At 47.8% G+C, this 12,021-nt stretch carries 8 protein-coding genes; all 8 read right to left on the bottom strand.

Annotated elements, in window-relative coordinates:
- Position 1: 1 nt before the first annotated feature.
- Positions 2-910: a hypothetical protein gene (locus tag MHB49_RS14155; RefSeq protein WP_405156546.1), complete on the bottom strand. Its 909-nt coding sequence runs from the start codon at positions 908-910 to the stop codon at positions 2-4.
- A gap of 61 nt (positions 911-971) precedes the next feature.
- Entirely contained in the window at positions 972-1,712 is a 741-nt protein-coding gene (locus MHB49_RS14150; protein ID WP_405156545.1) for a polysaccharide deacetylase family protein, read from the bottom strand.
- A gap of 396 nt (positions 1,713-2,108) precedes the next feature.
- Positions 2,109-2,612 carry a ferritin gene (locus MHB49_RS14145; RefSeq protein WP_076291009.1) on the bottom strand — a complete coding sequence of 168 codons (504 nt, stop codon included), beginning with the start codon at positions 2,610-2,612 and terminating at the stop codon, positions 2,109-2,111.
- 258 nt (positions 2,613-2,870) lie between these two features.
- Positions 2,871-2,990 (bottom strand): hypothetical protein, encoded by a 120-nt coding sequence (locus MHB49_RS14140; RefSeq protein ID WP_017688846.1) that lies wholly within the window; start codon positions 2,988-2,990, stop codon positions 2,871-2,873.
- Positions 2,991-3,090: 100 nt separating this feature from the next.
- On the bottom strand, positions 3,091-3,348 hold the full coding sequence (locus MHB49_RS14135) for a YolD-like family protein (RefSeq protein WP_247902466.1): 258 nt from the start codon (positions 3,346-3,348) through the stop codon (positions 3,091-3,093).
- 164 nt (positions 3,349-3,512) lie between these two features.
- A complete protein-coding gene (locus MHB49_RS14130) occupies positions 3,513-5,210 on the bottom strand; it encodes a hypothetical protein (protein ID WP_405156544.1) in 1,698 nt (565 codons plus the stop codon).
- Positions 5,207-5,671, bottom strand: coding sequence for a hypothetical protein (locus MHB49_RS14125; RefSeq protein ID WP_405156543.1), 465 nt, complete (start codon positions 5,669-5,671; stop codon positions 5,207-5,209). The genes MHB49_RS14130 and MHB49_RS14125 overlap by 4 nt, the downstream gene beginning before the upstream one ends.
- Positions 5,659-11,916, bottom strand: a complete 6,258-nt coding sequence (locus tag MHB49_RS14120) for a hypothetical protein (RefSeq protein ID WP_405156542.1) — start codon at positions 11,914-11,916, stop codon at positions 5,659-5,661. The genes MHB49_RS14125 and MHB49_RS14120 overlap by 13 nt, the downstream gene beginning before the upstream one ends.
- Positions 11,917-12,021 lie beyond the last annotated feature (105 nt).

Genomic DNA, 12,021 nt, shown 5'->3' with positions numbered 1-12,021 from the left:
GCTATTTTACTGAAACCACCATACCTAAAGCTTCCAGTGGAACCTGCTCTGTCTGAAGCTGATGAATCTGCTTGCCATCTTGCCAGGAGATCGTTACATTGACGCTTTTGCCACCACTTGGGTATTCCACGTCCACGAATCCTTTATCCTTCGGTGCAGGCAGTGTATGAGACTCCAGGTATTCCACCATTCTCTTCGCAATCCCAGGATTATTCATGTTATCCTCGGAAACGGATCGAATCTGAAGGGTCCATCTACCTTCTGTCCAAGTCAGATACTGGCTGCCGGCCGCTCCTTCAGCCATTCCCTTGATACCATGTCCCAGATCCACTGTCATATCCTTAGGAATGTTTTTCAAGTCTGTCTCAGGAAAAATATCCGTACTCTTCGGGTCTTTATAAGTCTTCACTCCATAGGATGCCAGAACAGGCACCTTGCTGCCAGAGGCTGTCAATGAAGGATCGTTAACCGCAACAGTTTTATCCGTTGAATAGAAATTAATTTGGAAGTCATCTGAAGTATTCGATATGATCGATGCAGTCAGATGTTTACCCTTTTCCAAGGAAAATGAAGTAGGTAACGACGCGCTTTTCATCTTCAGCTGGCTGCGTATGTCCTTAATGACATCGTTCGTACTTTGCTGGTCTTGAGCGTTATTGCTGCTACCCGTTTCCGAAGAAGCCGCTGTTCCATCTTCTGCAGAACCTTCCGTCCCCGTTGTATCTGTTCCGTCATCATTGGTTCCTTTGGAGAAATCCGCTCCTCCGCTGCCTGACTGTGCTTGTTCACCAACCGCAGGGGACGTGTTGTCCGCTGAGGATGAATTGGTATTCTGACCACCACACCCCGCAAGAGCAAGCAGTACTGCTGTTGTCACAGGAATGGTCATCCATAATTTGGGTTTTCTCATGTTGTTGTCCTCCTTGAAGCTGTTATTGAGTTTAACTTATTTATGTTATCTAGTCAGAATTTTAACGTTTGTCATTCCAGAAATTCACCGGCTGCACTTTCTTTGTGAGCACTTCAAACTGGTATCCTTCTGCTTTCAGTGTTTTTAACACTTGCGGAAGTACTTTCAATGTCGCTTCCTGGTCATGCATCAGGACCACAGGGGTAGTTCCGCTTTTCTGCACATTATGGATCTGCTTCATCATGCTGTTGTAGACTTTCTGATGATCCTTCTTGTATTTCCAATCTTCGGAGTCGACATTCCAATCCCACAAATGGAATCCACCCTGACCCAGTAGAACATTGCGATATGCCGGCTTGAGATAAGGTTTGCTGCCGTACGGTGTACGGACAAGACTGGTTTTGACACCTGCCACTTTATTCAAACTTGCATTCGCCTGCTGCATTTCTTTCAAGCCGCTGTATGCGGATTTATAAAATTTGCCGGGAACATGTGTTACACCGTGCAAGCCTAGTCCATGTCCGTCTGCAACAATACGCTTGGTGGCCTTCTGAAACTTCTCCATCTGAGGTCCAAGCATGAAGAACGTTGCTTTGGCATTGTACTGGTCCAGAATATCCAATAATTGTCCCGTGTGAGCGGTCGGGCCATCATCAAAAGTTAGATAGATGATTTTGGAACTCGCTTTATTTCCAGCATTCTTGGATGCGGATGATGCAGCTAATGCTGAATGCGGCAATAACAATGGAATGATCAATAGAATAGCAAGTGCGGTGATGAACGTTTTACGAATATGTAGCATAATAAAAGTCTCCCTTATGTCTTGTATTTCCCCGGGTGTCTATGTTTCTCTCATTGCAGCCCTTGGCGATAATCCTAATACTATCAAAAAGAGTGCGTCCCATTCTCGCTTCAAATGCTACGTTCGAGTTACACTTTTGTCAGATTACCCAAAAAAATAAAACGAATTTGATAGATTTGCTCGAAATAGAACATCCGTCCGGGATAGATCAATGTTGACATATATTCTATTAACCCAAATTGTGGTTTCTGATAGATTCCTTTCTGGAATTTATGTGTAGCCAGCGAGAAGTCTTAAAATGATATAAAAAAAAGCCTGCCCAAAAGCAGACTTTTGATATGTAGATCAATTTTCTTGTCGATCAGATCAATTCCGATTGCTTTGCTTAGTCCCCTCTTATTCCGCAGGAGCTGTGAACGAACGTTTACCAAATTCGGCGTCCAGCATGTAGAAGGCATTGCTGTCTTTTTCGATGCGGCGCAGCTTCTGGATGATATTATCAAACAAAGCTTCCTCTTCGACTTGCTCATCGATGAACCATTTCAGGAAATACATCGTGGCATGTTCACGCTCATTCAGGGCAATGTCTGCCAGATTGTAGAACTTCTTCGTATTTTGCTGCTCGTGTGCATATCCATGTTCAAACACATCCAGCATCGAGGAATATTCATTCTTCGGCTCTGGCAATGCAGCAAGGGTTGCGCGTTGTCCGCGGTCATTCAGAAATTTGTATATTTTCATTGCATGGAACCGCTCTTCCTCTGCCTGAACGATGAAGAAATTGGCAAATCCGTCCAGGCTTTCACCGGAACAGTATGCAGCCATCGCTTGATATACGTGAGCCGAATAAAATTCGAAGTTCATCTGTTCGTTCAAAGCTTCTGTTAACTCTTTACTCATTGGGGAAACACCTCATTCTTTCTCTAGGGATGGTTTTATTTTATCATAACGTCCGCATGACTTACATCGAAATTTCTACAAAATTCGCCAATGACTGATCTCATCTCTTCCCGCAATATTTACATCGTCTCTCTGCCAGATGGGCCGTGTTCTATCCTGCAGAAATCGTCCTTCTCAGTTTGGCAAACAACAGGAAAAATCACAAAAAAAGCTCTGCCGGGATGGCAGAGCTTCCTTCATTCATTGGGGAATAACGTATTATACCAAGAACGCTTTGGAGATGATAACCAACAGGATGAACAGAACCAGAATGGCACCTACAGAAGTAAAACCTCCGTATCCGTAGCCTCTTGTTTCTCCACCTAATACTTCGCTCATTGACCGTACCTCCTCTGCAACAGGTATGGGTTATCTTATGCAGGGAGAAACGATTTGACAGGGCGGATGCCCTATTTCAAGACCTATTTATAATTTCCCTTCAGTAACGTGGAGAATCAACGCGCATAATATCCAGGAACGGCACTTTGGCTGTGAATTCTTCCTCGGTATACTCCACATGCACAAGTCTGGTACGTGAGTCCAACTTCACAATCACCCCATGAACCTGATCTTCCTTGCCCCACACGGTTAGTAACACTTCCGAACGTTCATGAAAAGCTTCAACCAATTGGTTCCCCAATTCTTCCAGTTCAAACTCATCCCGGGTAGGTCTTTTTGCAACTTTTGCTTTTGCCAATGCAGCGGCCTCCTCTATAGCTAATCCGACGTCCCGAATCCACGGGTTGTTTGCCGAGGTCATATTTAATTAGTATACCATTCATTTACGTTCGTGTAATGTCATGACTCCAAAATGAAGCAAAAACCTCCTTACATTTACAGATAAAAGGTAGTTTTCTCCCATTACTCATCGCTATCTTCAACAATAATGGTATATATATTCGAAGTGGACTGTCCTGAATGTTTCTGACCGTTCCATTCATAGGTGTACATCGCAATCATGGAACCCTTCTGGGCTCCTAGTTGTTCTGATGAGGATATTTGCGCAACGTAGGTAATCTCTCTAACTGCACTAGGCACTAATTCTCCCAAATGTAAATGCCTTGGTGAAGAGTACTCTGAAATGATCGCTCGTTCCCGCACTTCCGCCTCTCCAATCCATTTGGCTCCTGGAGGCAGAACATCAGCCAACTGCACCCTTGCTGGCCAGGACCCTGTGTTGGTCACACGTACATGAAAAGTTACAATCCCTCCTCTTTCGATCAGATCAGGTTTCACTTCCACATGGACCGAAATGATGGGGAACTTCAACTGAATGACAGCCGGATTGGAAGAAATCATTCGCTGCACGGAACGAGAATCCGGTAAGCGAAATGTATAAAGCAGGCGAGCCTGATTCATCAGCTCAAAGACGGCAGGAACATGCTTCTCCTGCTCTGCAAGGTTCACTTCGAATTGGATATTTACCGTAGATCGTGCAGTCAGCGTTCCAAGATTGATACCTTTGACTAGACTTGTTTCACGCCGTTTCACACCATTCCACACAAGACTTCCCTCGACATATTGCATGCCCGGCGGAAGAAAATCCGTCACGACTGCATCCACTGCAAATGAACCTTCATTGCGTACCGTTATCTGATACTGAACGATATCTCCAAGAGTAGCAACGGACGGATCTGCACTTTTTGCAATCGAAATCCGGGGCTGAATAACTTGCAAAGTTACTACGTTTGAGTATACGGTCTCCAATTGGTCACCTGAAGTGTACTCTAACAATGCCTGAGTGGAGAGACTTTCTGCTGTGCTACTTCCTCCCGTGACCTGTACTCGAAATTGAATTGGTATCGATTTTCCAGGCAAAACCTCGCCTACCATAATTCCGGAATCAGGCGTCGCCTCAGGAACAAAAATCTCATTCATTACGACACTTCCTGGCAGAAATTCAATATTATTGGGCACTGGAATTGTTACCATAGCATCGTTTCCTATCACAAATCCCGGATTACTCACCAAGAGGTTATAAGTAACGATATCCCCGACAAAGGTCTGTACACGGTCTGCGTTCAAAACCAACGACAGACTCGACGAGACCAGGTTTACTTCTACCACGTTGGATTTCTCTTCTCCCTCAACCGTTCGTCCTTCTGGCGTCACAAACTCATACCGCACCATCGCTTGATTCACCAATTTCAGGGCCAGTGGGATCCCGACGATGATCACCTGGAAATGAATTCGCAACGTCATTCCGGGTGCGACTTCCTGTGCCGGAATACCTCTCTCCGGTGATACTCCCGGTAGAGGAGTTCCATCCCGGAGCACACTGTTGGCAAGAAGTGAAGTTTCCGGTGACAGATAATCCAGCACACGAACCATCGCAGGACAATTACCGGAATTCATAATTTCGATCAGGTAGGTCAGCGTCTGCCCCAGTGCAGCCTCATCAACGTTGCATAATTTGTGAACTTCCAGCCGGGGGCCGATCCATGGTGTTACTACCGTATTGGAATAGGCCACCTGTTCCAGTTCAGTCGCACCCGAGCTGAATCGAACCAGTGACTGATTCTTTAGCGTGTGGGACAACGGACCGGAAGATTGGCTCATATCACCACAACCTCTACTCGGAATGTAACAGTAACTGAAGCACCGGCAGCAATTGAACCGAGCGTTATTCCTGTATTCGGATTTCCGGTAGGCCTTGCCACACCATCCACCGTCACACTTCCCGGTACAAATACGGTGCCTGTTGGTACAGGGTCTACCATGACCACGTTATTGACCACTTCGATGCCACTGTTAGTGACCGTAACCGTATAAGTGATCACATCTCCTACAACAGCATCAATGGCACTTGTGCTTTTAACGACAGTCACGTTCGGTGCAGAAACAGGAATCACCAGAACGTTGGAAGATACAGTATCCGTCAACTGACGGCCATCCGGTGGGCTAAATGTATAATTGGCCACAGCTTGGTTGGTCAACCGCTGATTCTGCGGCAGCGTATCCACAGTAACTTCAAGGGTAACTGTTACATTAACCGTTCCCCCTGGCGTTATGGTACCCACAACGATGCCTGCTTCCGGATTGGCACCTGGCGTGGAACACCATCGATCAAAACGCTATTTGGAACAAGCACAGCCCCGTCCGGAATGTTATCGGTCAACGTCAGATTAGCAGCAAGGTTTCCACTATTATTAATGGAAAAAGAATAAACAATGGTGTCACCCACGGTCGCATTGGACGTATTTGCGGTTTTGGTTACGGCAATAATCGGCTGATAGATCGGCGTAACCACTGTATTGGAATAGGTTGCTCCCGAAAAAGTACCTGATGTAAAACTTACGGATGATTGACTGCTCACCTGCGGTGGCGTAGGTAGTGAATTGACCCTGACTGCATAGGATACGGCTACAGATGCTCCAGGTGCCAACGTTCCAAGCGCGATCCCCAAAGCAGGGTTTGCAGAGGCACGTGGAACGCCATCCACCAGCACACTACCGGCAACAAAAGTAACCGCCGGATCAATCGGATCGGTTAACACCACGTTGTTAACCTGCTCAATTCCGTCATTGGTCACAACCATCTCATACACAATGGTATCGCCCACAACAGCATCAGCAGCCGTTGTCGTTTTCACTACGCGTACATCCGGAGCAGATACTTGTATATTGAGTGCATTCGAGGTTAGACTGCCTCCCAGTGTTCTTCCATCTGGGAGTGTATACGTAAAGGTCGCTGAAGCCTGATTTGTTATTGACTGACTCAAAGGAAGCGTAACGATGACGACCGAGAACAAGACGATGGTTGTTGTGGAAATAACACCTAGCGGAATACCCGAAGCGGGATTGGCACCCGGCGCAGAGGCGCCATTTATAATAACGCTATTGGGAACGAGTTCAGTTCCTGCAGGAATGGTATCTGTCAGCGTGACAGAAGTCCCATAGTTCCCTGCATTGGAGATGGCAATGCTATACACAATGGTGTCTCCTACTGTGGCTACAGCTTGACTTCCTGACTTGACCGCAGTGAGAATTGGTTGATATACCGGCGTTGTAACTGTATTGGAGAACGTGGTGGCTGAGAACGTACCTGATGTAAAGCTAACTGTGGACTGATTGTTCAGAGCAGCACTGGCCGGGAGCGCTGTAACCCGTACACTAAATACGACGGTAACGGTAACTCCTGGTGCAATGGAACCAATCGTAATACCTGTGGAAGGGTTAGCACCTGGGCGAAGAGCGCCATCTACAAACACGCCGTTTGCAGTTAGAACGGTACTTGCCGGCACTGCATCCGTAAAGACCACATTGTTGACCGTCTCAATACCGCTGTTTGTTACTGCGACGCTATACGTTACAATATCCCCAACAGAAACTGCCGTGGATGTCGTCGATTTCACTACAAGTACATCCGGAGCTGAGACGGGAATGGTAATTACATTGGACAGAACAGAACCTGTAATGGTCCGGCCATCGGGTAGTGTAAAGGAAAGAGCGACTGAGGCCTGATTCACCAGCTGCTGCGGAGATGGCAAGGTGTCAATGATGACTGAAAAGGTAATGGTTGTTGTTGCTCCGGCAGCTACCGTTCCAGCGGGAATACCTGTGGCTGGATTTGCAGCAGGCAGTGGCTGACCATTCACAATGACACTGTTTGGAACAAGAATGGTACCCGCAGGGATATTATCCGTCAGGTTAATTTGAGCCCCGAAGTTCCCCTGATTAGAGACGGTAATCGTGTAGCTGACCGTATCTCCAACGGTCGCATTTTGTGTACTTGCCCTCTTTTGTGCAGTAAGAATGGGTTGGAGTACAGGCGTGACCACCGTATTAGAGAATGTTGTGCTTGAGAATGCTCCCGAGGTGAAACTTACTGTGGATTGATTGCTTAATTGACCACTTGAAGGAATTGCATTGACACGGATACTAAAGGTAACAGTAGCAGACGCTCCAGGAGCTAGCGTACCAAGCGATATTCCCCCTGCGGGATTGGCTCCGGGTTGTGCCACCCCATTTACCGTAACACTGCCTGTTACAAAGGTGGCTCCGGAAGGAATCGGATCCGAAAACTGAATATTGTTTACGGGGGCAATCCCGCTGTTCGTGATCAGTATGGAGTAAGTAACGGTATCACCAACGGCAGCCGCTGTCGATGGTGTACTTTTAACAACAGCAACGTTTGGAGATGACACCGGAAACGTTAACGTATTTGATGTCGCGTTTCCTGTTAAGGTTCGTCCGTCTGGAGGAGTAAAAGTAAAGGTTGAGGTAGCAAAGTTACTGAGCTGCTGAGGAGATGGAAGGGAATTCACGACGACGGCGAACGTGACCACTGCTGTCGCTCCCGCTGCTACGACGCCTACCGGAATACCGGTTCCTGGCGCTGCTCCAGGCTGCGGTATACCAGATACCACTACACTGTTGGCTACAAACGTCGTTGCAGCGGGAATGGTATCCGATACCGTAACATTTGCCTGCAAATTGCCTGTGTTGCTAACGGTCACTGTGTATACAACTGTATCACCTACAGTTGCATTGATTGTATTAGCCGTTTTGACGAGTGAAATCTGCGGTTGAATGACCGGAGTCTGTGTTGTGTTGGATGATGAGGACCCCGAAAATGAACCGGATGTGAAGCTGACCGTCGACTGATTGTTAATCTGTGAAGGGATCGGCATGGTAATCGTCACCTCAAAAGTTACGGTAACCTCAGCTCCTGGAGCCAGGGTACCGAGTGGAATGCCGGCGGTCGGATTGGAGAGCGAGGATGAAACCCCGTTCACAATGACGCTTCCGGGTACAAATGGGGTATTCGAAGGAAGAGGATTAACATAGATCACATTGTTAACTGCTACTGTTCCGTTGTTCCTTATAACAGATGTGTATCGTATGACATCCCCCACTACGCCAGATGCAACATTGCTGCTGTCTACAATGGATACATTCGGCAGAGAAACGGGAATTGTGATCGTATTCGATGAAGAAAAGCCGGCAATCGTTCGTCCACTCGGAAGAGTGTAGGAATATGATCCAACCGCCTGATTAGTCAACTGCCTAGAACTAGGCAAACTTGTAACCGTTGCAACAAAGGTTACCGTTGCGCTTGAGCCAGCCGCAATCGAACCCAGATTAATCCCGGTTGCCGGGTTTACTCCAGGAGTAGGTACACCATTGATAATGACGCTGTTTGTGCTGAATACAGCTCCAGCAGGAATGGGATCTGTCAAGGTAACCGTGGATGCGATATTACCTGTGTTGCTAATCTGTATGCTGTAATTAAAGGTATCGCCTACCATCAGATTGGTTGTACTTGCTGATTTCACCACTTGTATGACAGGCTGGAATATGGGTGTACTAACGGTAATTGATGAAGAAACGCCATTAAAACTGCCTGACGTAAATGCTGCACTCGCCCGATTGGTAACCGAACCCGAAGCCGGAACGGAGGTCACCCTTGCTTGATAAGTCACGGTTACGCTGCTGGAGCTATTCAGGGTTCCCACAACAATTCCTGCAATTGGGCTTGCACTTCCAGCGGTAGTTCCATTAATTGTTACGCTGCCCGGGACGAATTCCGATCCGGACGGCGTATCAGAAACAACGAGATTTTGAACTGCGCTTACCCCCGTGTTCGTTGCAATAACCCTATAGGTAAGTACATCTCCTACAGTGGCATCGGGAGTATTTACGGTTTTGCTGATCGAGACGTTAGGTGCTGATGCTGCAATACGAACGACGTTGGATTGGCTGCTGCCTGACAGACTTCGTCCGCTTGGAAGCAGGTACGTATAGGTTGCTGTCCCCTGGTTCTCCAGCGTTGGCGGAGATGGGAGAGTATTAAGCGTAGCTCGAAATACGATGGTGGTCGTGGTTCCTGGCTGAAGACTGCCCAGCGCAATTCCGGTTAATGGACTTACACCCGGACGGGCTGTACTATTTACCGTTACCGAGTTAGGCACAAATGTGAGACCAGCAGGAATGGTATCAGTCACCGTAACCTGTGCTCCCAAATTACCGCTGCTGCTAACGACCAGTGTATAAGCAAGCTGATCTCCCAGGGTAGCACTTGTTTGACTTGCCGACTTGTTAATGGCAATAATCGGCTGGTATACGGGAGTTGTAATGGAATTGGAGTTGGAAATGCCCGTAAATGCACCTGAACTATAGGAAACGGAAGCCCGATTCGCAAGTGAACCCGATGAAGGTAAGGATTGAACACTAACCTGGAAAGTCACTGTCGCAGAACTTCCTGCAGCAAGGGTCCCAATGGATATTCCACTACCCGGATTCGCTGCTGCTACAGCAGTTCCTCCTACAGTTACACTTCCGGGAACAAATGCAGACCCAGCGGGCACAGCATCTGTGAGAATCACGTTGTTAATCGGCTCAATGCCACCATTCGCGGTCACCACGGTGTAGGTAAATGTCTCCCCCACAGCCACATCGCTAACCGAGGCCGATTTTACCGCAGTTACATTCGGTAATGTCACCGGAATTGTCACCGTATTCGATGTTGTTGTACCGGTGATGGTCCGTCCGTCAGGTGAGTTGAACGAATAGGAAGTGGTTGCCTGATCCACCAGGGTTGGCGGTGTAGGCAAGCTTGTGACGAGCACTTGAAAGGTGACGGTATTCGCGCTGCCTGCAGCAAGACTGCCCAGATTCACACCGGTAGCCGGATTTGCACCTGCAATAACATTACCATTCAGGCGGAAGCTGCCTGCTACATAGGAGCTCCCACTTGGGATGTTATCTGTCAATGTAACAACCGCAGCGATATTCCCACGGTTGTTTACCTGAAGCGTATACGTTACCGTGTCACCCACCGTTGCATTGGCTGTACTCGCCGATTTCACAACGGACAGGTTTGGTGAATATACAGGAAGTGTGGAGCTGTTGGAGGGAATTACTCCTGAGATGGTCGGACCGTCGGCCACACTTTGAAAAGTAAAAGCTGCATTGGCCGTATTCACCAGTTGCAAAATGCTTGCATCCTGTGCGATGAGCGCCCGGTAGGTCACAACAATACTCGTGGACAGGTTTAATGAACCCAGCGGAATGCCAGCTGTTATATCCAGTGTTGAACGGGAAACCCCCGCAACCGTAACGCTGCCCGGAATGAAAGTAAGCCCTGCAGGCAATGAATCGGATAATACCACACTGGCAGCACTGGCAGTACCCGCGTTGGCAACCGTAACCGTGTATAAAATGCTATCCCCTGCTACGGCACCGGTGGCGGTTGATCCTTTCGATACCGTAATTCTTGGTGCGTTGATATCAACCTGAATGGCATTGCCGTTTACAATATAGGCATCGCCTGATGTAGTTAACGTCAACACGGCTGAAGACTGATTATTAATCAGTCTGGCAGACACGTCCACATTGGTTATATCCCAGCCTTGACGTCCGCCGGAAATGTTGGTGCCCGGTGCTCCATTGATCTGGTTCCGTGTTCCGAACGTTCCGGTTGTATTAAGCGCTCCCGTATCTCCGTTAATTTGGGATGCAAAAAAGTTGGCAGCCAGGTTGTTGGGCCCCGATAAAGCAACCGAAGTCGCCGACGTTGGTCCAAACAACGCCTGGTCTCCAGTCCGATTCGCGTCCCCCTCCTGCGCACTGAACAATGCCCTTCCTCCCAATGCACCTGAAAGAGGAGTAGCAAATCCAGTCAGTGTGGTAACAACTGGCGCCGAGGTTGCCTGGACGAGTACTCCACCTGCACGCAAGGACATGTTGCGAAAGGGCAGGCTGGGATTCTGATAAATGACTCCAAGCGTCCAGCCTGCATGATTGGCCGTGGCATCATTTGTAATGACAATCGTCCCAACAACTGCTCCAGTGATATATGTACCGGCTCCTCCACTTTGGACAAGCGACGTCACATTAGCAGAACGTACATAACCTGAAGCACCGTTTCCCAAATCAAATTGATTGTAGGTCGCCGGGTCAGGCGTAACGCTGGAAGTCCCTGCAGGCGTAATAAACGTAACTGGATTGTTAATGGCCGAGCTCAGATTCACGGTCCCATTAATATAACTTCCGCCCCAGATCAATTCTGCGTATAGAACCGTACTACCCGCAGGAAGAACCAATATGGCAGCTGAGCTGTTACTTTGATACAAACTTGTCGTACCTGCTGGATATGTCCCATAAGTCAAGGCCGTATTGGTTGTTGTGAATGCCCCAATACTGTCCTGTGTTCCGGGTACCCCTGCCGTATCAGAACGACTCAATCCAAGCGTATTTCCTGTAAATGTAATTGCTCCCGTAGCATTAACGGTTGAACGAACGACAAGAGGAATGGATCTCACCTCCCCATCATCATAATTGCAGTCATATGGATTGGAGCCTTCAAACACAGTCTATGAGCCTTATTCGGATTTTTGTTTGTCCCATAAAAGAACTTTATGCACTTT

This window comes from Paenibacillus sp. FSL K6-0108 (genome assembly GCF_045040695.1).
In the GTDB taxonomy this organism is placed as follows: domain Bacteria; phylum Bacillota; class Bacilli; order Paenibacillales; family Paenibacillaceae; genus Paenibacillus; species Paenibacillus pabuli_B.
The sequence above is the reverse complement of the archived record's forward strand: the minus strand, read 5'-3'. Positions and strand labels throughout refer to the sequence as shown.